The sequence below is a fragment of the Curtobacterium aurantiacum genome, assembly GCF_018598555.1.
Classification (GTDB): Bacteria; Actinomycetota; Actinomycetes; order Actinomycetales; family Microbacteriaceae; genus Curtobacterium; species Curtobacterium aurantiacum.
The window spans coordinates 1-23,361 of record NZ_JAHEWN010000021.1 but is presented as its reverse complement, the minus strand read 5'-3'; the positions used below and the strand labels follow the sequence as shown (position 1 = coordinate 23,361).

At 72.0% G+C, this 23,361-nt stretch carries 23 protein-coding genes; 14 read left to right on the top strand and 9 right to left on the bottom strand.

All coding sequences use genetic code 11. The features are described from left to right. Positions 1-10 precede the first annotated feature (10 nt). Complete coding sequence (locus KK087_RS15245) at positions 11-718, top strand: type 1 periplasmic-binding domain-containing protein (protein WP_214566424.1); 708 nt, start codon at positions 11-13, stop codon at positions 716-718. Between the two features lie 15 nt (positions 719-733). On the opposite strand, the gene KK087_RS15240 is transcribed toward KK087_RS15245, so the two are convergent. The 5 genes from KK087_RS15240 to KK087_RS15220 form a co-directional block, all read right to left on the bottom strand. Further along, positions 734-1,657 (bottom strand): ROK family protein, encoded by a 924-nt coding sequence (locus KK087_RS15240; protein ID WP_214530546.1) that lies wholly within the window; start codon positions 1,655-1,657, stop codon positions 734-736. Further along, complete coding sequence (locus KK087_RS15235; protein ID WP_214566422.1) at positions 1,654-3,396, bottom strand: dipeptide ABC transporter ATP-binding protein; 1,743 nt, start codon at positions 3,394-3,396, stop codon at positions 1,654-1,656. The genes KK087_RS15240 and KK087_RS15235 overlap by 4 nt, the downstream gene beginning before the upstream one ends. After that, positions 3,396-4,289 carry an ABC transporter permease gene (locus KK087_RS15230; RefSeq protein WP_214566420.1) on the bottom strand — a complete coding sequence of 298 codons (894 nt, stop codon included), beginning with the start codon at positions 4,287-4,289 and terminating at the stop codon, positions 3,396-3,398. Before KK087_RS15230 ends, KK087_RS15235 begins: the two co-directional genes overlap by 1 nt. A 55-nt stretch (positions 4,290-4,344) precedes the next feature. Then, entirely contained in the window at positions 4,345-5,304 is a 960-nt protein-coding gene (locus KK087_RS15225) for an ABC transporter permease (RefSeq protein ID WP_214544164.1), read from the bottom strand. 88 nt (positions 5,305-5,392) lie between these two features. Next, positions 5,393-7,186 carry a peptide ABC transporter substrate-binding protein gene (locus KK087_RS15220; RefSeq protein ID WP_214566418.1) on the bottom strand — a complete coding sequence of 598 codons (1,794 nt, stop codon included), beginning with the start codon at positions 7,184-7,186 and terminating at the stop codon, positions 5,393-5,395. Positions 7,187-7,413: 227 nt separating this feature from the next. Between KK087_RS15220 and KK087_RS15215 the strand changes: the two genes are divergently transcribed. The 5 genes from KK087_RS15215 (at position 7,414) to KK087_RS15195 (ending at position 13,702) form a co-directional block, all read left to right on the top strand. Next, complete coding sequence (locus KK087_RS15215) at positions 7,414-8,598, top strand: ROK family protein (protein WP_214530551.1); 1,185 nt, start codon at positions 7,414-7,416, stop codon at positions 8,596-8,598. Next, entirely contained in the window at positions 8,591-10,138 is a 1,548-nt protein-coding gene (locus KK087_RS15210) for a M81 family metallopeptidase (RefSeq protein ID WP_307860095.1), read from the top strand. The genes KK087_RS15215 and KK087_RS15210 overlap by 8 nt, the downstream gene beginning before the upstream one ends. Further along, entirely contained in the window at positions 10,135-10,872 is a 738-nt protein-coding gene (locus KK087_RS15205; protein WP_214530552.1) for a copper homeostasis protein CutC, read from the top strand. The genes KK087_RS15210 and KK087_RS15205 overlap by 4 nt, the downstream gene beginning before the upstream one ends. Before the next feature lie 159 nt (positions 10,873-11,031). Continuing rightward, a complete protein-coding gene (locus KK087_RS15200; RefSeq protein ID WP_307860093.1) occupies positions 11,032-12,462 on the top strand; it encodes a M20/M25/M40 family metallo-hydrolase in 1,431 nt (476 codons plus the stop codon). A 7-nt stretch (positions 12,463-12,469) separates the two neighbouring features. Next, positions 12,470-13,702 (top strand): MFS transporter, encoded by a 1,233-nt coding sequence (locus tag KK087_RS15195; protein ID WP_214566416.1) that lies wholly within the window; start codon positions 12,470-12,472, stop codon positions 13,700-13,702. A gap of 112 nt (positions 13,703-13,814) precedes the next feature. Here the strand turns inward: KK087_RS15195 and KK087_RS15190 are convergent, their stop codons facing one another. Continuing rightward, a complete protein-coding gene (locus KK087_RS15190; protein ID WP_307860092.1) occupies positions 13,815-14,450 on the bottom strand; it encodes an ATP-binding cassette domain-containing protein in 636 nt (211 codons plus the stop codon). Positions 14,451-14,500: 50 nt separating this feature from the next. Here KK087_RS15190 and aztB point away from each other — a divergent pair, with 50 nt between their 5' ends. Genes aztB through KK087_RS15170 form a run of 4 tightly spaced genes read left to right on the top strand, consistent with a single transcriptional unit; the run spans position 14,501 to position 18,745 of the window. Then, positions 14,501-15,394 (top strand): zinc ABC transporter permease AztB, encoded by an 894-nt coding sequence (gene aztB / locus KK087_RS15185; RefSeq protein WP_214566414.1) that lies wholly within the window; start codon positions 14,501-14,503, stop codon positions 15,392-15,394. Then, a complete protein-coding gene (locus KK087_RS15180; RefSeq protein WP_214566412.1) occupies positions 15,391-16,599 on the top strand; it encodes a YncE family protein in 1,209 nt (402 codons plus the stop codon). Before aztB ends, KK087_RS15180 begins: the two co-directional genes overlap by 4 nt. A gap of 53 nt (positions 16,600-16,652) precedes the next feature. Beyond that, positions 16,653-17,537, top strand: coding sequence for a metal ABC transporter substrate-binding protein (locus tag KK087_RS15175; protein WP_214566454.1), 885 nt, complete (start codon positions 16,653-16,655; stop codon positions 17,535-17,537). A 26-nt stretch (positions 17,538-17,563) separates the two neighbouring features. Continuing rightward, positions 17,564-18,745: a hypothetical protein gene (locus tag KK087_RS15170; RefSeq protein ID WP_250901175.1), complete on the top strand. Its 1,182-nt coding sequence runs from the start codon at positions 17,564-17,566 to the stop codon at positions 18,743-18,745. Between the two features lie 95 nt (positions 18,746-18,840). On the opposite strand, the gene KK087_RS15165 is transcribed toward KK087_RS15170, so the two are convergent. Together KK087_RS15165 and KK087_RS15160 are read right to left on the bottom strand one after the other, a co-directional pair. Beyond that, the gene (locus KK087_RS15165; RefSeq protein ID WP_214544156.1) at positions 18,841-19,197 is read right to left on the bottom strand and encodes a VOC family protein; all 357 of its coding nucleotides are present in this window, start codon (positions 19,195-19,197) and stop codon (positions 18,841-18,843) included. Between the two features lie 85 nt (positions 19,198-19,282). Continuing rightward, a complete protein-coding gene (locus KK087_RS15160) occupies positions 19,283-19,897 on the bottom strand; it encodes a GNAT family N-acetyltransferase (protein WP_214566410.1) in 615 nt (204 codons plus the stop codon). A gap of 88 nt (positions 19,898-19,985) precedes the next feature. Between KK087_RS15160 and KK087_RS15155 the strand changes: the two genes are divergently transcribed. Next, on the top strand, positions 19,986-20,606 hold the full coding sequence (locus tag KK087_RS15155; protein WP_214566404.1) for a TetR family transcriptional regulator: 621 nt from the start codon (positions 19,986-19,988) through the stop codon (positions 20,604-20,606). 79 nt (positions 20,607-20,685) lie between these two features. Continuing rightward, on the top strand, positions 20,686-21,147 hold the full coding sequence (locus KK087_RS15150) for a DUF4383 domain-containing protein (protein ID WP_214566402.1): 462 nt from the start codon (positions 20,686-20,688) through the stop codon (positions 21,145-21,147). A 61-nt stretch (positions 21,148-21,208) separates the two neighbouring features. Here KK087_RS15150 and KK087_RS15145 read toward each other — a convergent pair whose 3' ends face one another. After that, positions 21,209-21,940 carry an OBAP family protein gene (locus KK087_RS15145; RefSeq protein ID WP_214566399.1) on the bottom strand — a complete coding sequence of 244 codons (732 nt, stop codon included), beginning with the start codon at positions 21,938-21,940 and terminating at the stop codon, positions 21,209-21,211. Positions 21,941-22,072: 132 nt separating this feature from the next. Between KK087_RS15145 and KK087_RS15140 the strand changes: the two genes are divergently transcribed. Both KK087_RS15140 and KK087_RS15135 read left to right on the top strand, forming a co-directional pair. Continuing rightward, on the top strand, positions 22,073-22,432 hold the full coding sequence (locus KK087_RS15140) for a hypothetical protein (protein ID WP_214566397.1): 360 nt from the start codon (positions 22,073-22,075) through the stop codon (positions 22,430-22,432). A gap of 65 nt (positions 22,433-22,497) precedes the next feature. Continuing rightward, positions 22,498-23,319, top strand: coding sequence for an aldo/keto reductase (locus tag KK087_RS15135; protein WP_214566395.1), 822 nt, complete (start codon positions 22,498-22,500; stop codon positions 23,317-23,319). The last annotated feature ends 42 nt before the right edge of the window (positions 23,320-23,361 follow it).

The window sequence follows — 23,361 nt, the reverse complement described above, 5'->3', positions numbered from 1 at the left end:
AGGAGACCCCGTGACCCGCCTCGCCACCCGGACGACCGTCCTGTTGACCACCGTCGCCCTCGTCGGCGCCGGTGCGACCCTGCTGGCCGGGTGCTCCGCGGCGTCCGTCGGCACCACCGGCCCGACGGCGACCGCGTCGGCGCACGCCTCGGCCGGCGTCCTGGGCACCGGGTTCTCCGACCCGGACCAGCCGCCGGCGCCCGAGGCCACGATCCACCCGGAACCCGGTTCGTGGTCGGGCGTCCACGCCCCGTCGGACTACGAGGTCGTGCTCCTCTCCGACGCAGCCGACGCCGCCGACACCCCGACCCGGAACCTGCTCGAGGCCGTCGAGTCGTGGGCCGCGGACGAGGACGTCACCGTCACCCCGGTCTCGGCGAAGGACGCCGACGACCGGATCGCCGCGGTCCTCCGCGCGGTCGACGCGGAGCCCGACCTGGTCATCACCGTCGGCAACCACATGGTCGACCCGCTCGCGGCCGTCTCGCCGACCGCGCTCCACCAGCAGTTCCTGGTCGTCGGTGCCGAGATCGCGGAACCGACGTCGAACGTCACGGCGGCGGACTGGACGGGCGGCGGGTTCCGCGGCGAGGGCCTCGGTCCGTCGAGCCACTACGACCCCGAGACCTTCACCGAGGACCGCGCGGCTCGCGGTCTGCGCGCCGGGCTCGCCGCCGTGCTCCACGACCTGCGCGGCGTCGTCGTCTGGGTGCCCTGACCCGGCGCTCCCCCGCTACGCGGTCTCCGGCTCGAGCACCCGGGCTCGCACCTGCGCAGCGGCGCCGAGTGCCACGGCGTCGGACCCGAGCGTCGACTGCGCGAGCCGGATCGTCGCCCCGCTGACGGGCGGTTCCGCGTCGATGGCCGCCGTGATGGCGGGTTCGAGCAGGTCCCAGGACCGCGCGATCCCGCCGCCGATCAGGACGGTGGTGACGTCGAGGATCCCCGCGGTCAGCAGCGCAGCGCGGGCCAGTCCCCACCCGGCGGTGGCGAAGACGGCGGCGGCGTCGGCGTCTCCACCGCGTGCTGCCACGGCGACGTCCCGCGCCGAGAGCATCCGCCCGGAACGTTCCGCGTAGCGCTCGGCGATGCCGCGCGCGCCGGCGATGGTCTCCAGGTGTCCGATCTGCCCGCAGGTGCACCGGGCGTCACCGAAGCCGGGGACGTGGCCGATCTCGCCCGCGGCGCCCCTCGGGCCGGCGAAGAGTCGTCCGTCGAGCACGAGCGCACCGCCGACGCCGGTGCCGAGGGTCATCCCGAGCACGTCGGACTCCCCCACGACCGCGCCCGTGGCGACCTCGCCGAGGAGGAACGCGTTCACGTCGTTGTCGAGGGTCGCGGGCACGCCGAGCGCGTCGGTGACCGCGCGCGTCACCCCGTACCCGGCCCAGCCGGTGAACGAGTTGCCGGTGACCAGGACGGTCCCCGTGGTCCGGTCGACCACGCCGGCCGCGCCCACCCCGACACCCGCAAGGGAGGCCCGGTGCGTCTCGAGCAGACCCGTCACCGCCCCGAGTGCGGCCGTCACGATCGCCGCCCCGCCCGCGTGGGCGGGCGTCGGCAGGTCGAGGCGGTCGATGACCTCGAGGTCGGGCGTGGTCAGGACGACCTTCGTGTTCGTGCCCCCGATGTCGACCCCGGCCAGGACCCGGGTCACGCGGTCACCGCCGCGAGCGATGCGAGGCGCTCGGTCCGACGCTGTCGTTGCAGCACCGGGTCGGGCACCGGCACCGCGGCCAGCAGGCGCCTGGTGTAGTCGGTGGTGGGGTGCAGCAGCGTCGTGCCGGTGGTGCCCTGCTCCTCGACGACGCCCTGGCGCATCACCACGACGCGCTCGGCGAAGTGCTGCACCACGGCCAGGTCGTGCGACACGAACAGGCACGCGAACCCCAGGTCGTCCTGCAGCTCGCCGAGCACCTCGAGCACGGTCTCCTGCACGGAGACGTCGAGCGCCGACGTCGGTTCGTCGGCGACGAGCAACCGCGGCTCGAGCACGAGTGCACGGGCGAGCGAGACGCGCTGGCGCTGCCCGCCGGAGAGCTCCAGGGGAGCGCGGGACGCCAGGGTCCGCGGCAACCGGACGGCGTCGAGCACCTCGTCGATGCGACGACGGCGGTCGGCCGAGGACATCCCGCGACGGTGCACGGCGAGGGGTTCCGCGATGCACTCGGCCACGGACATCCGGGCGTCGAGGGACGCCACCGGGTCCTGCAGCACCACGCCGATGCCGGACCGGAGGGCACGTCGGTCACGGCCCTTGGCCGTCCGGAGGTCCTGCCCGAACAGCGACACCGTGCCGGACGTCGGCGTGATGAGCCCGAGCGCGACCCGGGCCGCCGTCGACTTGCCGGAACCGGACTCGCCGACCAGGCCGACGGTCTCGCCGGCGTGCACCGTGATGTCGATGCCCGCGAGTGCGTGGACCGCGCGCGCCCCGCGTCCGAACGTCACCGAGACGTCCCGCAGGTCGACCACCGGGGCCGCACCGGGCCTCCCGTCCGCCGCACCCGACGTACCCAGTTCGGAAGACGCCGGCGTCTCCGCATCACGCCCCCGGATCTGGAGGCGTCTCGCCGACTCGGCGGCGTCGGATGACGACGCCGGCGTCTCGAGCCGCGGCACCGCGGCGAGCAGCCGCTTGGTGTACTCGTGCTCGGGGCGGAGCAGGACGTCCTCGACGCCGCCGGTCTCGACGATCTCGCCCTGGAGCATCACGGCGACCCGGTCGGCGAAGTCCGCGACGACCCCCATGTTGTGCGTGACGAGCAGCACGCCGGTGCCGGTCTCGACGGCGAGCGCGCGGAGGAGCTCGAGGATCTCGGCCTGCACGGTCACGTCGAGTGCGGTGGTCGGCTCGTCCGCGATGAGCAGCTTCGGCGCGTTCGCGATCGCCATCGCGATGACCACGCGCTGGCGCTGCCCGCCCGACAGCTGGAACGGGAACGACCGGGTGCGCGACTCGGGGTCGGGGATGCCGACCCGGCGGAGCAGGTCGACGGCCTCGGCCGCGGCGGCGGACGCGGAGACGTCGCGGTGGTTCCGGATCACCTCGGCGATCTGGGCGCCGACACGGGTGAGCGGGTCGAGGGCGGTCGCGGGCTCCTGGAAGACCATCGAGACGGTCGAGCCGCGCAGGGCCCGGAGCGCGGGTTCGGGTGCCCCGACGACCTCGTGCCCGGCGACGACGGCGCTGCCCGAGGCCGTCGCGTTGCCGGAGAGCAGGCCCATCGCGGCGAGCGCGACGGTGGACTTGCCGGAGCCGGACTCGCCGACGAGCGCGAGGGTCTCGCCGGGGGCGACCGACAGGGACACGCCCCGGACGGCGTCGACGGTGCCGGACTCGGTGCTGAAGGAGACGCCGAGGTCGGTCGTCGCGAGGATCGGTTCGGTGGTCATCAGCGGCCCCGTACGTCGAAGGCGTCCCGCAGCCCGTCGCCCACCGCGTTGAACGCGCAGACGACCAGGATCACGGCCAGACCCGGCGGCACGATGAGCCACCAGCGTCCGGAGTAGGCGGCGGTGAGTCCCGCCGAGAGCATGCCGCCCCAGTCCGTCGCGGGCGGCTGCACGCCGAGCCCGAGGTACGAGACGTAGGCGACCAGGAGGATCGCGTCGGCGACCTGGAACGTCGCCGCGACGACGATCGTCGACACCGAGTTCGGCAGCAGGTGCTTGCCGATGGCGCGGGCGTGCGAGCCACCGATCGCGCGCAGGGTGAGGACGTAGTCGCGGTTCTTGAGCGTCAGGGTCTCGGCGCGGATCAGACGGGACGGCACGAGCCACGACACCAGGCCGAGGATGACGATGAGGCCGCCGACACCGGGGTTCGTGATCGCCGAGATGACGAGCAGGATGAACAGGGCCGGGATCGCGATGCCGGCGTCGACGATGCGCATCATCAGGGCGTCGACCCAGCCACCGACGTACCCGGCGACGGAGCCCCACAGCGTGCCGACGACGGTGGCCAGGACCCCGGCGGCGATGCCCACCATCAGGGAGACCTTGCCGCCGTACATCAGGCGGCCGAGGACGTCGTGGCCGACGGCGTCGGTGCCGAGCCAGTGCGCGGCACTCGGGCCCTGGTTGGCCTGCTCGAGCAGCGTGTGGGTCTGGTCGGTCGGGTACAGGAGCGGGCCGACGAAGCAGAACAGCACGATGACGACGATCAGGGCGAGGCCGATCACGGCGAGGGTGTTGCTCCGGAACCGGCGGGCGGCGAGCCGGAACCCGGTGGCCGCGACGGTGACGGGGGCGCCCGGGGCTTCGGGGGCCATCTGGACGGCGGTCATGCGCGGCTCGCCTTCACGTCATGGGTGGACGCAGCATCGATGACTGACGGGGCGGTCATGCGCGGCTCGCCTTCACTCGGGGATCGATCAAGGACTGTGCGACGTCGGCGAGCAGGGTGCCGATGACGGTCGCGATGGAGATGACGAGCACGCAGCCGAGCAGCGTCGGGTAGTCGGACGACTGCGCGGCGTTCCAGAACAGCAGCCCCATGCCGGGGTAGTTGAACAGTTGCTCGGTCACCAGGGCGCCGCCGAACAGCACCGGAAGGTAGTACCCGAGCATCGCCACGACCGGGGTCAGCGAGTTGCGGAACACGTGCCGCCGCAGGATCGTCGCGGTCGAGGCGCCGCCGGCACGGGCGGTGCGGACGTAGTCCTCCTGCAGGTTCTCGAGCGTCGAGGCGCGCATGTACCGACTGAACACCGCGATCATCGCGAGGGCTCCGGTCACCACGGGCAGCACGAGTCCGGCCGGGTCCTGGAACACCTCGGTCAACGTGTTGCCGCTCGGCGCCTGGGACGGCAGCCACGGCAGCTGCTGGCTGAACACGATGATCAGGACGAGGCCCAGGAAGAACGCGGGCGTCGAGTAGAAGACGAAGGCCAGGGCGGTGGCGGCGTAGTCGACCGCACCGTTGCGGCGGGCCGCCTGGAGCATGCCGACCGGGATCGCGACGACGAGTCCGAGCACCGCGGAGATGCCGGTGAGCACGAGGGTCTTCGGCAGGCGCTCGGCGATGAGCTGCGAGACCGGCTCGTTCAGCGTGTACGAGGTGCCGAGGTCGCCGGTGAGCAGGCGACCGAGGAACCGCAGGTACTGCACGGGCAGCGGCTGGTCGAGCCCCTGCGCCTGGTTGAACTGGGCGATCTGCGTGGGCGTCGCGGAGACACCGAGCACGCCGCGGGCGGGGCCGCCGGGCAGCGCGTGCAGCAGGCAGAACACCACGACGGTGACGATGAGGATCACCGCGAGCGCCTGCAGGACGCGCCTGGTGAGGAAGAGAGCTGTGGTCATGCGGCTTCCGATGGTCGGATTGAAGACGTGAGCCGGGGAGGAGGCGCGGTGCGCGTCGGACGCGCACCGCGCCTCCAGGGTCGGTTTCCTACTTGGTCCACTTCCACTGGGCCGGGTGGAAGTTGGCGAGCGAGTCCTGGTCGAACCCGGACAGGCCCTTCTTGACGACCGAGATCTGGTAGTCGGGGCTCGGCAGCCAGATCACCGGCAGGTCCTTCGCGACCGCTGCGCTGTAGTCCTGCACGGCGGTGGCGTCGGTCGAGGTGGTGGTCGCGTCGATCAGGGAGTCGACCTCCTTGTTGGAGTAGCTGCCGAAGTTCGCGGAACCGCCGGTCTGGAACAGCGACTCACCGGTCGGGTAGGCCGGGAAGTACCAGCTGCCCGCGGTGCCGAAGAACGACAGGTCCCAGTCGCAGCTGGCCTCGTCCGAGGTGCAGGTCGGGGTCTGCGACAGCACGCTCGACACCGGTGCGGTCTTGATGGTGAAGTCGATGCCGGTCTTCTCGAGCGAGGACTGGATCGCGCTCATCATGTTGTCGGTCACGGTCGAACCGGACTGCGACAGCACCTGCATCGAGAACTTCGTGCCCTCCTCGACCCCCTCGCCGCACTGGCTGGCGGACGTGCCCGGGTCGGTGCAGACCATCGTGCCGCCCTGCTCCTCCCAGCCGTGGCTGGTCAGCAGGTCCTTGGCCTTCGAGGTGCTGAACGGGTAGGGGTTCGACTTCTGCACGTCGGAGACGTAGTCGGACTCCTGTGCCTGCGGCACCGGACCGTACGTCGAGGTGGCGGTGCCGTTGAAGACGACCTTCGACAGCGACGTCTGGTCGATCGACATCTGGACGGCCTGACGGGCGTACAGCTGCTTGAAGACGGCACCCATGTCAGGGTTGTTGAAGTTGTACGGCATGTACGTGATCGCCCAGCCGGTCCACGGCTCGACCTCGTAGCCCTTCGCCGTGAACGCCGATTCCTGGTCCATGTCGGTGGCGTTGATGTAGCCGTAGTCGACCTCGCCGGAGCGCACCGCGTTCACCTCGGCGTCGGCCGTGGTGAAGGGCAGCAGGTTCACCGTCGTGATCGACGGCTTCTCACCACCGTCGTACTTCTCGTTCGCCGTCAGGGTGACCTTGCCGGCGGTGGTGAAGGCCTTGACGCCGTAGGGACCGGAGATGGTCTTCCACAGGTCGTCGGTGGCGTAATCGGAGATCTTGCCGGCGGCGGTGTTGAGGTACTTCCACACCTGCTTCGCGCCGGCGGTGGTCTCGTCGGCGTCGGTCACCTTCGCGGTGGCGCTGGTCTTGTCCCAGGCGTGCTGGGGCAGCGGGATGATGTGGCTCAGCTGGTTGGCGAGCATCCAGTCCGAGTTGTAGGCCTTGTCGAACGTGATGGTGAAGTGCGTGTCGTCGACGGCCTTGAACGACGTCCAGTTGTCCGGTGCCTTGCCCTTGGAGTACGAGCCCCACTGGTCCTTGTTCGCCTTGATCAGGTTGAACCAGAACTCGACGTCGCGGCTCGTGATCGCCTCGCCGTCGGACCAGTGCCGGTCGCCGAGCGTCACGGTGACGCTCTTGCCGTCGTCCGCGAACTTCGCGTCGGTGGCGACGGAGCCGGCCTTGTTCCACGCGATCTTGCCGGTGGAGCCGTCGTACGCGACCAGCGGTTCGTACAGCGACTGGGCGATGGAGCCGTTGTTCGTGTTGAGGTGCGCGGCGGTGCCGATCGGCAGGATCCAGTTCGGCGTGAAGTTGGCGGGGAGCGCGTAGTCGATCTCGTCGGTCGATCCCTGCGAGGCGTTGCCGCCTCCGGAACAGCCGGCGAGCAGCGCGCTCACGGCGATCGCAGCTCCGGTGAGGAGCGCCCAGCGACGGGGCTTGGACATGCGGTGTCTCCTTGTGCGAGGGACTTCGGGGAGGTGGAGCACGGGTGCCGAGCGGCACGAGGACAGTCAAGGACCAAAGCGATTGGAAAAACAAACATCTCGATGTAAAAACTGCGTTACTGCCGAACGGACGAAAGGGTTGACCACTCGATCCGCCCCGTAGGCTCGCGGCAGAACGGACCACCGACCGGCGTTCCGTTCCCGTTCCGCCCGGATTGGAGAAAGTCGTGGCCGACCTCAGCGCCCGCGTCCTCGAGCTCGTCGCATCGGGGCAGGCCGCCAGCCGGACCGAGATCGCGAAGGTGCTCGGAGCCGCCCCGTCGACCGTCTCGCACGTCGTCGGGCAGCTCCTCGAGCACGGGATCCTCGCCGAGGAAGGGACCGACGTCTCGACCGGCGGCCGCCCCCGCAAGGTGCTCCGCATCGGCGGCGTCGACGAGTACGCGGTCGCCGCGGACGTCGGCGGTGGACACGCGCGCATCGGCGTGGTCCTGCCTGGAGGCGCGCTCGAGTCGGTCGCGAACGTCCCGTTCGCGCTCTCCGACGGCCCGACCGCCGGGCTCCAGCGCCTGGCCGCGCTGCTCGAGCGGCTCGCCGACGACCGTGGTCGCGAGGGGCTGCGGGGCGTCGGGCTCAGCCTGCCCGGGCCCGTCGACGTCGTCGCCGGCGTCGTCGACCTGCCGAGCCGGATGCCGGGGTGGAACGGGTTCCCCGTGGCCGCGTGGCTGAGCGAGCGCTTCGGACTGCCGGCGATCGTCGACAACGACGCGAACTGCATGGCCGCGGGTGAGCAGACCGTGCAGGACCCCGCTCGACGCCAGACCATCACGATCAAGGCCGGCTCGGCGATCGGCGCGGGCATCGTCATCGACGGCCGGCTCTACCGCGGGTCGACCGGGGCGGCCGGGGACATCACGCACGTGCGCATCGACGCCGCCGGGGACACCCCGTGCTCGTGCGGCAACACCGGCTGCCTCGAGACGGTGGCGTCCGGGGCCGCCCTGGTCCGGATCCTGTCGAACGCCGGGGTCGACGTGGCCTCGACCGCCGACGTCGTCCGGCTCGCCTCGGACGCGCACCCCGAGGCCACACGTGCCGTCCGGATGGCGGGCAGGTACCTGGGCGAGGTGCTCGCCGCCAACGTGAACTTCTTCAACCCGGACGCCGTGTACCTCGGCGGCATCCTGTCGACCCTCGACCCCTTCATCGCCGCCGTGCGGAGCCAGCTCTACGAGAGCTGCCACCCGCTGATGACCCAGCACCTGGCCATCGAGCCGGTGTCGCTCGGTGCCGACGCCGGGCTCGTCGGCGCCGGACAGTTCGCCCTGCAGCGGGGCCTCGCCGCCTCGCTCGAGGAGCTCTCCGCACCCATCCCGCAGTCCACCACCAGGAACAGGAGCGTCCGTGTCTGAGACCGACCCCGTCACCCCCACCGTCCCCGCTGGCGTCCGTCGTCCGGTCATCGCGATCGCCGGCCTGGCCATCGAGACCTCGACGTTCACGCCGACCCGGACCCACGCCGCCGCCTTCCACCCGGACCGCGGGGACGAGGTCGTCGCCCGCTACCCGTTCCTGGCGACCATGGCCGACCGTGCGGACTTCCGCGGGGCGCTCATCGGGCACGCGCTGCCCGGCGGGATCGTGGACCGGGCGTCCTACGAGGAACTGGCCGACGAGATCGTGGAGCGGCTGCGTGCGATGGGCCCGGTGGACGGCCTGTGGTACGACATCCACGGCGCGATGGTGGTCGAGGGCCTCGACGACGCCGAGACGGACCTGCTCGGCCGCATCCGCGCGGTCGTCGGCCCCGACGTCATCGTGTCCGCGTCGATGGACCTGCACGGCAACGTCACGCGCGAGCTCGCCCACCAGGTCGACCTCGTCACCTGCTATCGGATGGCCCCGCACGAGGACACCCTCGAGACGAAGGAGCGTGCCGTCCGGAACCTCGTCGACGTGCTCACCGAACGCCCCGTCGGTGCGCAGCGACCCGTGAAGGCCTGGATCCCGATCCCCGTCCTGCTGCCCGGCGAGCAGACCTCGACCCGTCTCGAGCCGGCGAAGTCCCTGTACGCGCAGGTCCCGCTGGTCGAGCAGACCGAGGGCGTGCTCGACGCCGCGATCTGGGTCGGGTACGCGTGGGCCGACCAGCCCCGCGACCAGGCCGTCACCGTCGTCACCGGGTGGGACGAGGCCGCCGTCGCCGCCGGTGCCGAGCGGCTCGCCCGGGCGTTCTGGGACGTCCGCGAGGACTTCGTGTTCGTCGCCCCCACCGGCACGTTCGAGGAGTGCCTCGACGCCGCGCTCGCCCCGGGCGCCGCCAAGCCGTACTTCGTCTCGGACTCGGGCGACAACCCGACGGCCGGCGGCTCCGGCGACATGACGTGGGGGCTGACACAGGTGCTCGCCCGCCCGGAGTTCCAGGACCCGTCCGGCCCGACCGTCATCTACGCGAGCGTGCCCGGACCGGCGGCGGTCGCCGCGGCGGTGGAAGCCGGCGTCGGTGCGACGATCACCGTGACCGCCGGGGCGTCGGTGGACCACGTGCACGCGGGTCCGATCACGATGACCGGTCGGGTGCACGCGATCAAGCACGGCGACCGGGACGCCGAGACCGAGGTCGTGCTGCAGGTCGGCAGCGTCTTCGCGATCCTGACGAAGCTGCGGAAGCCGTACCACCACGAGCACGACTTCACCGACCTCGACCTGGCGCCGCGGCAGGCGGACGTCGTCATCGTGAAGATCGGGTACCTCGAACCGGAGCTGTTCGACATGTCCGCCGACTGGATGCTCGCGCTCACCCCGGGCGGTGTCGACCAGGACCTGCTGCGCCTCGGGCACCACAGGATCGAGCGCCCGATGTTCCCCTACGATCGAGTGTTCCCGACGGCACCGGACCTCCGCGCCCGCATCGTCCCCGCCTCCACCGAACCGCTCGGAGCCCCTGCATGAGCACCACGGCCGCACTCGAGATCGCCGTCACCTCACCGGCCGGCGCGATCACCGCGCGCGACGGCGGCGCCGACCGCGTCGAACTCTGCGTCGGTCTCGAGCTCGGCGGGCTCACCCCGTCCCAGGCGCTGGTCGAGACGACCCACGAGACCGGGATCCCGGCACACGCCCTGGTGCGCTGCCGCCCGGGCGGGTTCGTGCACACCCCCGACGAGGTCGAGCTCATGGTGCGCGAGGTCCGCACGGTCCTGCGCTCCGGGGCCGCCGGCGTCGTGGTCGGGGCCCTGCGCCCGGACCGCACCCTCGACGACGACGCCCTCCGCCGGTTCGTGGACGCGGCCCGCTCGGTCAGCGCCACGGCCGAGGTCACCCTCCACCGGGCGATCGACCACGCGACCGACCCCGTCGCCGCGGTCGGGTCGCTCGCCGCGCTCGGGTTCACCCGCGTCCTGACCTCCGGTGCCGCCCCCACCGCGGTCGCCGGCGCGGACACCATCGCGCGCATGGTCGAGGCCGCCGGGCCCGTGCAGGTCATGGCAGGTGCCGGGGTCACCCCCGCCGACGTCCGCGCCCTGCTCGCCACGGGTGCCGCCGCCGTGCACCTGTCGGCCAAGCGACCGGCCGCGGACAGCGCACACGCCGGGGTGCCGATGGGCGCCGGTGACGACGGGTCCGCGCACTTCGTCACGGACGCCGAGGTCGTCGCGGCCGCACGGCGCGCGCTCGACGCCTGAGGGGTTCCGGACCCGCACGGGTTCCCGGACCCGCACCGCGGCCTCGGGGCGGCGCGTGGCGGACGCGCACCGCGCCTCCAGGCCAATCCGTGACCCCCCGGAGGGACCCGCTCCTACGGTCGGCACCACCTGACCGAACGGAGAACCATGTCCGCGCCCGTGACCGACAGCACCGAACCCGACACCCGCCGCGCCGAGGTGGCGCGCTTCCTCGAGGAGCACCGCGAGCACCTCGTTCGGCAGCTCAGCGAGTGGGTGCGGATCCCGTCCGTCGCCTCGCAACCCGAACGCTCCGTCGAGGTCGACCGGTCCGCGCACTGGCTGGCCGGAGCGATGCGTGAGGTCGGGCTCGAGACCGAGATCCTGCAGGCCGGTCCGTCGCCCGCCGTCCACGGCGAACTGCTCGTCGACCCCGCGCTGCCGACCGTCCTCGTCTACAGCCACCACGACGTGCGGCACGCGAAGCCCGAGGAGTGGGTCGAGACCTCGCCCTGGGAACCGGTGTTCCGCGACGGACGCCTGTACGGGCGCGGGGCGTCCGACGCGAAGGGGCAGGTGCTCGCCCACCTGTGGGGGCTCCGCGCGCACCTCGCCACCCGTCCCGACGGCACCCCGGCCGTGAACCTGAAGTTCATCGTCGAAGGAGAAGAGGAGCTCGGGTCCAGCCACTTCGCCGACCTGCTCGACGCCGAGCACGAGCGGCTGGCGTGCGACGTCGTCGTGTTCTCGGACACGCTGCAGTGGAAGACCGGCAACCCGGCCGTCGTGACCTCGATGCGCGGCATGACCGGTGCGACCCTCACCGTCACGGGACCCGCACGTGACGTGCACAGCGGCGCGGTCTCCGGCCCCGCACCGAACCCGGTGCACGCGCTCGTCACCGTGCTCGCCGCGATGCACGACGACGAGGGGCGCATCGTGATCCCCGGGTTCCTCGACGACGTCGACGCGCTCAGCGACGAGCGGCGCGAGGAGCTGCACGCGCTCGACTTCGACCCGGACGTGTGGGTCGAGCGCACCGAGACCGGGGCGATCACGGGCGAGGCCGGGTACTCGGTCGAGGAGCGGCTGTGGGCGCGGCCGTCGATCGAGGTCCTCACGCTGCTCGCCGGCGACCCCACCGGGTTCCCACGAGCCGTGGTCCCGCGCGAGGCCACCGCCGAGATCAGCATCCGGACCGTGCCGGGGCAGCGCGTGCAGGCCGTCGCCGAGCAGCTGCGCCGGTTCGTCGCCGACACGATCCCGGACGGGGTGACCTACGAGCTCGAGATCCCCGAGGAGTCCGGCCAGGACCCGTACGTGACGCCGACCGGCACGGCGCTCGACGCCCTCGTGCGGGCGATGGAACTCGGGCACGGAACCGAGACGGCAGGGCGGATGGGCAACGCCGGGGGTGGTCCGGCGGAGCTGCTCGGTCGGGTGTTCGACGCCCCCGTCCTGTTCGTCGGCACGGGGCTGCCGGAGGACCACTGGCACTCGAGCGACGAGAGCGTCGACCTGCGGACGCTGCTCGACGGCGCGGCGACGATCGCGCACCTGTGGACCGAGCTCGGTGCCGACGGGAATGGATCGTCACGCTCCGGGGCTTGATGCCCCCATGACCTCGTCAGCAGAGCGCCGCGGGTGGCTCAGCGTCACGTCCGTCGCACTCGGATCGTTCGTCCTCGTCCTGTCCGAGTTCCTGCCCATCGGGCTGCTCCCCGCCATCGCCGACGACCTCGACGTCGGCATCGGCACCGCCGGCCTGATGGTCGTCGCCACCGGACTCGTCGGCGCCGTCGCGGCACCGGTCGTCACCGTCCTGACCTCGCGACTCGACCGCCGGGTGGTGCTCGTGTCCCTGACCGTGCTGCTCGTGGTCGCCGACGGCCTCGCCGCGATCGCGCCGTCGTTCTGGGTCCTGCTCATCGCACGGATGCTGCTCGGCGTCGGCATCGGCGGCTTCTGGGCCATCGGTGCCGGGATCGCCGGGCGACTCGTCCGGCCGGAGCTGACGATCCGAGCGACCTCGCTCATCACGGCCGGCGTCTCCGTCGCGACGGTCGTGAGCCTGCCGCTCGGCGCCCTGGTGTCGTCGCTCGCCAGCTGGCGCCTCGGCTTCGTGATCGGCGGGGCGCTCGGGCTCGTCGCGCTGGTCCTGCAGCTCGCGATGCTGCCGCGGATCCCCGCACAGCAGCGGGTGCGGTTCGCCACGCTCGGGTCGCTGCTCCGCGTGCCCCGCGCCCGCGTCGGACTCATCGCCGCCGCCTTCGTCTTCGCCGCCCAGTTCGCCGCGTACACCTACATCGCGCCCTACCTGCAGGAGCTCGTCGGGGTCGGACCCGACACCGTGACGATCGCGCTGCTGGTGTTCGGCATCGCGGGCATCATCGGGAACTTCGCCGCGGGCTTCACGCTCGACCGCAGTGTCCTCGGCACCATCGGGGCGTCGAAGTTCGTGCTCGCGGCGGCCGTCGTGCTGCTGCCGCTGCTCGCACACTCCGTCGTGGGGGTCTTCGTGCTGCTCGTCGTGTGGGGCCTGGTGTGGGGTGCGCTGCCACTCGGGATGCAGACGTGGATGTCGACGGCGTCGCCGGCCGGGTCCGAGACCGGGCTGGCCCTGTTCGTCACGACGATCCAGCTCGCGATCGCCGCCGGGTCGGTGCTCGGCGGTGCCGCGGTGTCGTCGTTCGGCCTGGCTGCCGACTTCTGGCTGGCCGGTGGTGTCGCGATCGTCGGTGCCGTGGTGCTCGTCGCGATGGGCCTGCGGAAGTCGAGTGCCGTGCCGGCGGTCGAGCCGGTCGCGGCCGAGCCGACGCCGACCGGCCCGGTGGCCGTCGCCTGCCCCTGACGCCCGTCGGGGCTGGTCGCAAAACACCGGTGTTCGCGCACTGAACACGCGCAGACCGCGGTTCGACAGGCGAACACCGGTGTTCCGCGGGATCGGCCCGACGGACGCAGGGTCAGGTCAGGGTGACGATGCGGTCGGCTGCGGCGATCGCCGCAGGGTCGTGGGCCGCGTGCACGACCACGACACCGGTCAAGGCCTCGTCGGCGAGCGCCGCCACCACGAGCGCCGCCGACTCCGCGTCGACCCCGGCGGTCGGTTCGTCGACCAGCAGCACCCCCGCCCGCTGCGCCAGGCCGAGTGCGACGAGCGTGCGCTGCCGCTGCCCGCCCGACAGTTCTTCGAGCGGCCGGTCGGTGAGGTCCGTGATCGCCATCCGTTCGAGCTGCGCGTCGACGATCGCCCGGTCGGCGCGTCCGAGCGGCCGCCACCACGCTCGGTGCCGCCACCGCCCCATCGTGACGGCCGCGCGGACGGTGAGCGGGAGCGTGGTCGGCGGCACGGACTGGGTCACGTAGGCGACACCGTCGGACGGGAGGCCCGTCACCCGCCCGGCGGTCGGCCGCACGACGTCCGCGACCACGTCGAGCAGCGTCGACTTGCCGGATCCGTTCGGTCCGGTGAGCGCGGTGACGACCCCGGCGGGGAACGTCACGTCGAGCGCGTCGAGGACGGTCCGGTCGCCCAGGACGGCCGTCACCCGGTCGAGGTGGACGGCGGATCGGGGCTCGGTCGGGACGGTCGGAGGCACCTGAAGACGCTATCAGTATCGATACTCGTTTTCATGTAGCGTCTCGGAGCGTGACCTGGCTGACCGATCCGTTCTCCGTCGACTTCATGGTGCGCGCCCTCGTCGGCGGCTCCCTGGCGGCGGTCCTGTGCGCCGTGGTCGGCACGTGGGTGCTGGTCCGGGGCATGGCATTCCTGGGCGAGGCGCTCTCGCACGGGATGCTGCCCGGCGTCGCGATCGCCACCCTGACCGGGCTCCCGCCGGTGCTCGGCGCCGCGGTGAGCGCCGGCGTGATGGTGCTCGGCGTCGGGGCGCTGCGACGTCGTGCCCGACTGTCGTACGACACGTCGATCGGCCTGCTCTTCGTCGGGATGCTCGCGCTCGGGGTGATCATCGTCTCGTCCTCGCGGTCGTTCGCCACCGACGTCACCGCGATCCTGTTCGGGGACGTCCTCGCCGTCACCCGAGCCGACGTCGGAGGCCTCGCGATCGCCGCCGCCGTTGCCCTGGCCGTCGCCGTGGCGTTCCACCGGCCGTTCACCGCCCTGGCGTTCGACACCCGGAAGGCCGCGACGCTCGGACTGCACCCACGCCTGGCCGAGGTCGTGCTCATCGGGCTCGTCACCCTGGCGGTCGTCGCCTCGTACCGGGCCGTCGGCACCCTGCTCGTCGTGGGCCTGCTGCTCGCGCCCGCCGCTGCCGCGCGTGCGTGGACCCGCCACGTGGCCTCGACGATGCTCCTCGGCGCCGGCATCGGCACGGCCGCCGTGCTCGTCGGGCTGCTCGTCTCCTGGCACGCCGGCACCGCCGCCGGCGCGAGCATCGCCGCGGTCGCCGTCGGCGGCGTCGTGGTCTCGCGCGCCCTCGCCGCCGTGGTCCTGCGGCGCACCCCGATCCCGACACCGGCGCGCGCTGTCGCGTCGACAGCACCACGATCCGCCGCACCGTCTCGAGAGGGAGCATGAAGCACTCGACCACCACCCGCGCCCCCGCGCGCATCCTGTCCACCATCGGCCTCGCCACCGGCCTGGCCCTCACCGCCACCGCCTGCTCCACGGGCACCCCGTCGGCCGACAGCTCGACGGGCACCGCCCGCCCCCACGGCTACGTGGCGGGCGCGAGCGAGTCCCAGGAACCCCAGCTGCGCCTCCTGGCCGTGTCGGCATCCGGCGCGACCGCACTGCACGACCTGCTCACCGAGGAGTCCACCGACCTCGACGGTGTGGACGCACCGGAGCACTCGGCCACCGACGGCCGGTTCCTCGTGACGAGCGATGCGGAGCGCACCACGATCGTCGACGGCGGGTCCTGGACGGTCGACCACGGCGACCACACGCACTACTACGCCGCCGAGCCCCGGGTCGTGGGCACGATCGACGGGGGCGGCCCGGTCGAAGTCCACTCGTCCGAGACCATGACGACGATCACCTGGCCGGACCGTGCCGAGGCAGTCGTGCTCGACCGCGAGGCCCTGGGGCAGGGCGAGGTCGACGAGACCGCACGGATCGACGCGAGCGTCCTGCTGCCGATGGGCGAGCAGCTCGTGGCGGCCGACGGCGACACGGTCCGCGTGCTCGACGCGGACGGCGAGGCGACCGACGACGCCGACGCCGACGCCACCGAGCAGGCCTGCACCGACCCCGAGGGCGGGATCGTCACCCGCGCCGGGGCCGTCGTGGGCTGCGCCGACGGAGCGGTCGTGGTGGACGATGCCGGCGAGACCTCGTTCGTCGACCTACCCGACGGCGCCGAGCGCCCGACGGCGTTCGCCGCCCGTGCCGGCCGTCCGACCGTCGCCGGGGTGGCCGCTGACTCCGGGTTCTGGTTGCTCGACGTGCGACAGGGCTCCTGGCGCCTCGTGCCCACCGAACGACCCCTGCGCGCCGTGGTGGCGGTGGACGACGAGGACGAGCACGTGGTCGGGGTCGACGACTCCGGGCGGGTGGTCGTCGTGACCGCCTCGACGGGGAAGGTGGCCACGACGAAGGCGCTCATCGACACCGGCGCAGACGACCCCGCGCCGATGCTGCAGCTCGACGCCCAGCGCGCCTACCTGGCCGACCCCACGGACGGCACCGTGCACGAGATCGACTTCGCCGACGACGCCCGGGTCGCCCGCACCATCGAGCTGCCGGTCACCCCCGTCGCCTTCGCGGAGGTCGGACTGTGAGCGCCCCGAAGCCCACGCGGACCACGCGGGCCAGCCGGTCCGCACAGCGTGTGCTGACCGCCGCAGTCGTCGCCGCCGCCGTCGCCGTCACCACCGCCGGGTGCACCGCAGCCGGATCCGACCGTCCGCTCGTCGCGGTGACGACGAACATCCTCGGCGACGTCGTCACCGAGGTCGTCGGGGACCAGGCCGACGTCATGGTCCTCATGCCCCCGGGGGCCGACCCACACTCGTTCGAGGTCTCCGCGCAACAGGCGGCACGGCTGCGGAGCGCGGACCTGGTGGTCGAGAACGGACTCGGACTCGAAGAGGGCGTCGCCCGTCACGTCGCGGCCGCGGCGGAGGACGGCGTCCCGGTCTCCACCGCCGGGGACGCCTTCGACCCGCTCGAGTGGACCACCGAGGACGACAGCGGCCCCGACCCGCACTTCTGGACCGACCCGGCCCGGATGGTCGACGTGGTCGAGGCGCTCGACCAGGACCTGCGCGACGCCGGGATCGAGCCGACCGGCACCGACGCCTACCTGGACGAGCTCCGCGACCTGGACGACACGATGACGAGCGCGTTCCGGACCGTTCCCGAGGAACGCCGCGCCCTCGTGACGAACCACCACGTGTTCGGCTACCTGGCCGACCGGTACGGGTTCCGGGTCGTCGGTGCGGTGATCCCGAGCGGGACCACCCTGGCTTCCCCGAGCGCCGCCGACCTGCGCGACCTGGCCGACGCCATCGACGAGGCGGGGGTGCCGACGATCTTCGCGGACGCCTCGCAGCCCGCGCGCCTGGCCGAGGTGCTGGCCGAGGAGGTCGACCTGCACGTCGAGATCCGCCCCCTGGCCACGGAGTCCCTCACCGAGGACGGCGACGCCTCCACCTACCTCGGCATGATGCGCTCGAACACCGAGGCCATCGTCGACGGCCTGTCGATTAGTAAATGAGAATGAGAATCAATACAGTGATCGGCATGACGAACACGAAGATGCTCCGGGCCGTGTGGCCCGCCGCCCTGCTCGGTGCAGCAGCCCTGGCCCTGACCGGGTGCGCGACGAACGCGACCGACACCGGGTCCGACACCAGTGCGACCCCGAAGGCCGACGGAACCCGCATCACCCTGACCTACGACGGCGGCCTCCTCGTCCTCGACCAGGACCTGCAGGTGGTGACCGACGACGCGATCGACGGCTTCACGCGGGTCAACCCGGCCGGCGACGGGCGCCACGTGCTCGTCACCGTGCCCGAGGGCTTCCGGGTCCTCGACACACAGGCCGAGCCCGCCCTGTCCGACGCGGTCTTCCCCGCAGACACCGGCGGTCACGCGGTCGTGCACGGGGACCGCACCGCCCTGTTCGCCGACGGCACCGGGGACGTGACGACGTTCGACCACTCCGAACTCGACGGTGCCGACCTGCCCGAGGTCGAGACGACGAAGTCCGAGGCCGCCCACCACGGCGTCGCGATCGAGCTCGAGGACGGCACGCTCCTGACCACCATCGGCACCGAGGAGAGCCGCACCGGCGTGCGCGCCCTCGACGCCGACGGCGAGGAGATCGCCCGTTCCGAGGACTGCCCCGACGTGCACGGCGAGGGTGCGGTCAAGGGTGAGGTCGCGGTCTTCGGCTGCACCGACGGCGCCCTGGTCTACGACGACGGCGCGTTCGAGAAGATCGACGCCCCGACCGAGTACGGCCGCACCGGCAACCTGTTCACCACCGAGGACTCGTCCGTCGCGGTCGGCGACTACAACGACGACCCCGACAGCGAGGGCTACCTGCTCGACCAGATCGCCCTGATCGACGCGGTGTCCGGGAAGTACACCGTCGCGGACATGCCGGAGGACGTCGGCTTCACCTTCCGTGACCTGGGCCGTGGCCCCGGTGACGAGGCCGTGGTGCTCGGCTCCGACGGCGCGCTGCACACCTTCGACACCACGACCGGCGAGCAGCTCGAGTCGTACCCGGTGATCGACCCGTGGGAGGGCCCGGCCGAGTGGCAGGACGCCCACCCCGCACTGAAGGTCGACGGCGACGTCGCCTACGTCACCGACACCGCCGAGCAGAAGATCCACGCGGTCGACCTGACCACCGGCAAGGTCGTCGCCTCCAGCGACGAGCTGCCGGGCGTGCCCAACGAGATCGCGGTCGCGTAGCGTCCAGCGCGACCACATGGACGGACGGGAGGCCCGTGGCGACATCGCCACGGGCCTCCCGTCGGTCCATCGGGTGCGTCCCACACCCGGCCGGGTCAGCCCTGCGGCGGCGAGTAGAGCTGCAGGTCGTTGCCCTCGCTGTCCTTGAAGGGGATGATCTTGCCCCACGGGTGCTCGCTGATCTCACCCTGGATGTCCGCGCCGCGGCTCTTCAGCTCCGCGACCTCGTCCTCGATGCTGCCGTCCGGCTGGAACGACACGACGGCGCCGCCGTCGCTCGCCTGGCTGGCGGACTCGCGTCCGTTCAGGCCGATCATCAGGCCGCCGGCGTCGATCTCGCTCCAGTCCTCGGACTGGTCCTTGACGGTGAGACCGAGCGTGTCGCGGTAGAACGCGACGGCGCGCTCCATGTCGCTGACGGGGACCCAGACTGCTGCGACTCCACTTGCCATGGTGTTTCCTCTCGTCGTGGTGTGCCCTGGACGGTAGGCAGCGCTCGTGCACGGCGGCACAGGGTCGGTGTCCCCCGGCGTCGGGTCAGCCGACCGCCGGACGCCACATGCCGATCGGGGTCGCCGCTCGGAACCCCGCGATCGGCGCGCCGTCCGCGAACCCGTGCCGTCGGTACAGCCGACGGTTCACCGGGGTGGACGATTCCAGGTAGGCGCCGTCCGCCGTCCGGTCCGCGCGCTCGAGTGCGTGGCCGAGCAGCAGTCCGCCGATGCCCCGACCACGTGCCGACGCCGACACCCCGATCTCGGCGAGGTACCAGTGCGGGGCGACCGGGCGAGCGCGCTCCATGCGGCGCAGGTGGGCCACCGCGCGGAGCGCCCCGCCGAGCCCCAGGGTCCGGAGGAACGCCGGCACCTGTCGCACGAAGGCCCGCACGCCTCCGGGCTGCCGCCCGGGCGCCTGCCAGAACGCGGCGCCGACCACGCGGTCACCGATCGTGGCCACGTCCACCCGCCGCGCGCTCATCGGCACCGACCGGATGAGCGCGGCGAACAGCCCGGCCAGCACGGCGGGGCGGTCCTCACCGGATCGCGGCGGCCGGAACTCGGCGAGCACGGGGTCGTCGGCGAAGGCCTCGGCGAGGACGGCCGCGGCCGCCTCGAGTTCGGCGGGTCCTGCTGCTCGGACGACGGTCTCCATGCTGACTCCTCGCGTGTTCGCTGATTTGGCCACGTGGCCGACTTCATCTTCGCGGCCGGTCCTGCACGCGCCCCGTACGCTTCCTGTGATGACCGAGGACCAGCAGTCGCGCGGGTACCGCAGCCGACAGGACCGGCGTGCGGAACTGCTCGACGCCGCCGCCCTGGTCGTGCGGGACGACGGCCTGCGCGGCCTCACCACCCGGGCCGTCGCCGCTCGTGCCGGCGTCGCCCACGGTGTCGTCCACTACGCCTTCGGTGCACGGCGCAACCTGGTCGTCGCGCTGCTCGAACGGCAGGCGCGTGCGGTCCTGCCGCCGGTGCTCGCGGCCGCCGATGAGCACGACGACCTCGCCGCCGCGCTCGAGGCGGGGATCTCGGCGTACCTCGACCTGGTGCGGCGCGAACCCGAGCGGTTCCGGGTGCTCGAAGCCCTCAGCGCGACGGCCCTCGCCCCGGACGGCGACGGGGACCTGCTCGACACCGAACGACGGCTCTGGCGCGACGGCGTGGTCGCCGGGATCGAGCGCTGGACCGCACGACACGGGACGACGCCGTCCGAGCCGGTGCCCGTCGTCGCCGACGCCGTGATCACCCTGGTGGACGGGCTCGCCCGCGCCGCGTGGAGCGATCCGGACGGCACCGCGACCGCCCGATCGCGGGCGTTGCTGGTGCGCGGATTGACGAGCGCGGTGACCGCCGAGCACTGACCTGCAAACCGACCGGGGAAGCGCTCCGAATGTCATGTGTGCCGCACACTGCGGCGCGCACGAGAAAAGAGGGCTGATCATGACCAGCAGCGCAGCAACCGCACGCACCGGCTCGGGATCGACGTGGACCCAGCGGCGTGCGCTCGTCTTCGGTGTCGTCTTCCTGATCGTCGGCATCGCCGGCTTCATCCCCGGACTCACCATGGACATGGGCTCGATGTCCATGGCCGGACACGGATCGATGGCCCTCCTCCTGGGCCTGTTCCAGGTGTCCGTCCTGCACAACATCGTGCACCTGCTCTTCGGCATCGTCGGCCTGATCGCCGCCCGCCGCGCGGCCTCCGCCCGCCTGTACCTGCTCGTCGGCGGCATCGTCTACCTGGTGCTCTTCGTCTACGGCCTGTTCACCGCCGGCATGGCCGACCCCGCGAACTTCGTCCCGCTGAACAGCGCCGACAACGTCCTCCACGCCTTCCTGGCCGTCGCGATGATCGTGCTCGGCTTCGTCCTGCCGCGGATCGGGACGCGCACCGCGCGCTGAACCGCACCACATGACGGACGGGAGGCCCGTGGCGACACCGCCACGGGCCTCCCGTCCGTCGTCAGGGGCGCCCGTCGTCCGCGTCGACGACGCCCGGGGTCGGGGTGGTGCCGGTGAAGGCGTCGCGCATCGTGCCGACACCGCGCTGCGGGTGTGCCTGGTCGAGGTACTTCGCCCGCGACTCCTTGCGCGGTTCCGGATCGGTGCGCATCGCCTGGTTCCGGTCCTGCTGCAGCGCGCTGTCCACCTCGCCCTCCCGGTTGAACGACCACATGAGCATCGGATCGCCGATCGGCAGGTCGTGTGCGGGCTGCGAACCCATCGGGGTGCTGTGCCACGTGTGCCAGGTCTTGCCGTACGAGTTCACCAGGTGCCCCATCAGCTCGGTCTCGACCGCGATCGGCAGGCCCGGGGCGACGAGTTCACCGGAGAACACCTCGTGGTTGTGCGGGTGCCACGACGCCTGCTCGTCCTCGGGCAGGGAGTCGAAGAGCCGCTCGGACACGATGTACTCGATGCCGATCAGGTTTGCATCGGCGGTGTTGCCGTCGAAGAGCACGCACTGCAGCATCTCGGCGTTCACCACCTTGCAGAAGTGGTGCGCCTCCATCTGCACGTCGGGCTCGCCCTTCACGCAGTGGAAACCGACGACGTAGACGTCGAAGCCCCGCAGCGGCGCCGAGGTCTGCAGAGCGTCGGCACCGCGGTCGAGCAGGGCGAGCTCGAAGCCGCCGGCCTCGCCGGGCGGGGTGACACCGGTCTTCCGGTCGTGCACGGTGGGGTTCAGGGGCATGGGGCGTCCTTCCGTCCGTTCGAGGTGGGCGCCATGCAACCCGTCGGCACCTCCTCGCCCTCGCATGGCGGGCGACCGACTGCACCATGGCTGATGTTTTGCATGCGGTGTTGCACGCGGCAGACTGGTCGGATGACAAAGCCAGCCGCAGCTCTCGCGAGCGCCCTCGTGGCAGCGCTGCTGACGGGGTGCACCCCTCTGACACCGCCGGTCGCCACGGAGATCCGGGTCGGGATGACCATCGCCGAAGCGTCAGCAGTCACCCCTGACGCGTCCACCTTCGTCTGGTACGACCTGTCTCCACAGGTGCTCCATCGCCCAGCGACACTGTCTCAGGCCGACGGAGCGGACGGCGTCATCGTCGCCGTCTGCGATGGGAATGGCCACGGGGACGTCGCGGTCGGGGTGGTACCGGAGACCGACTTCGATGGCGCAGTGGGCACCGCGGCCCGCAAGGATGAGTACCGGCACTTCCTCCCCGAGTGTGCGTAAGCCCGGGCGCAGCAGCGCTCCGCACCGTGACCGTGGCTGAACCCGACCGGCGTACTGTCCGCTGCATGCCCGCACTCATCGACACGTTCACCCTGTCCAACGGTCTGCACATCCCGAAGATCGGCTTCGGCACCTGGCAGATCCCGTCCGGCTCCGACGCGTACGACGCCACGAAGACCGCCCTCGAGCTCGGCTACCGCCACATCGACACCGCCCTGGCGTACGGCAACGAGGCGAGCGTCGGCGAGGCCGTCCGCGACAGCGGCATCCCCCGCGACGAACTCTTCATCACCACGAAACTGCCGGCCGAGGTCAAGACGGCGTCCGGCGCACGGGATGCCTTCGAGGAGTCGAGCCGCAACCTCGACCTCGGACACGTCGACCTGTACCTGATCCACGCGCCGTGGCCCTGGAGCGACATGGGCTCCGACCACCGCGACGGCAACGTCGAGGTCTGGAAGGTCTTCGAGGAGCTCTACGACGCCGGCCGCACCAAGAGCATCGGTGTCTCGAACTTCGCCGTCGCCGACCTCGAGGACCTGCTCGGCCGCACGGACGTCGTCCCGCACGCCAACCAGATCCGCTGGTTCATCGGCAACACCCAGGACGAGACGACCGCCTTCGACCGCGAGCACGACATCTTGACCGAGGGGTACTCCCCGCTCGCCACCGGCGGCCTGCTCGAGAACGAGCAGATCGCCGAGATCGCGGCGAAGTACGACAAGACCGTCGCCCAGGTCGCGATCCGCTACCTGCTCGAGAAGGACGTCCTGCCGCTGCCGAAGTCCACGACCCCGTCGCGCATCGCCGAGAACGCCGACGTCGACTTCGTGCTCGCCGCCGAGGACGTGGCCGCGCTCGACGCGCTCGAGGACACCGCGAACTGACGCGACCCCACAAAGGCCTGGAGGCGCGGTGCCAGCTGGCAC

Coding starts and splice junctions, on each gene's coding strand:
- KK087_RS15235 (WP_214566422.1), bottom strand. CDS start 3,396: ATGACCACCGAACCGATCCTCGCGACGACCGACCTCGGCGTCTCCTTC.
- KK087_RS15230 (WP_214566420.1), bottom strand. CDS start 4,289: ATGACCGCCGTCCAGATGGCCCCCGAAGCCCCGGGCGCCCCCGTCACC.
- KK087_RS15225 (WP_214544164.1), bottom strand. CDS start 5,304: ATGACCACAGCTCTCTTCCTCACCAGGCGCGTCCTGCAGGCGCTCGCG.
- KK087_RS15220 (WP_214566418.1), bottom strand. CDS start 7,186: ATGTCCAAGCCCCGTCGCTGGGCGCTCCTCACCGGAGCTGCGATCGCC.
- KK087_RS15205 (WP_214530552.1), top strand. CDS start 10,135: ATGAGCACCACGGCCGCACTCGAGATCGCCGTCACCTCACCGGCCGGC.
- KK087_RS15195 (WP_214566416.1), top strand. CDS start 12,470: ATGACCTCGTCAGCAGAGCGCCGCGGGTGGCTCAGCGTCACGTCCGTC.
- KK087_RS15180 (WP_214566412.1), top strand. CDS start 15,391: ATGAAGCACTCGACCACCACCCGCGCCCCCGCGCGCATCCTGTCCACC.
- KK087_RS15170 (WP_250901175.1), top strand. CDS start 17,564: ATGACGAACACGAAGATGCTCCGGGCCGTGTGGCCCGCCGCCCTGCTC.
- KK087_RS15165 (WP_214544156.1), bottom strand. CDS start 19,197: ATGGCAAGTGGAGTCGCAGCAGTCTGGGTCCCCGTCAGCGACATGGAG.
- KK087_RS15160 (WP_214566410.1), bottom strand. CDS start 19,897: ATGGAGACCGTCGTCCGAGCAGCAGGACCCGCCGAACTCGAGGCGGCC.
- KK087_RS15155 (WP_214566404.1), top strand. CDS start 19,986: ATGACCGAGGACCAGCAGTCGCGCGGGTACCGCAGCCGACAGGACCGG.
- KK087_RS15150 (WP_214566402.1), top strand. CDS start 20,686: ATGACCAGCAGCGCAGCAACCGCACGCACCGGCTCGGGATCGACGTGG.
- KK087_RS15145 (WP_214566399.1), bottom strand. CDS start 21,940: ATGCCCCTGAACCCCACCGTGCACGACCGGAAGACCGGTGTCACCCCG.
- KK087_RS15140 (WP_214566397.1), top strand. CDS start 22,073: ATGACAAAGCCAGCCGCAGCTCTCGCGAGCGCCCTCGTGGCAGCGCTG.
- KK087_RS15135 (WP_214566395.1), top strand. CDS start 22,498: ATGCCCGCACTCATCGACACGTTCACCCTGTCCAACGGTCTGCACATC.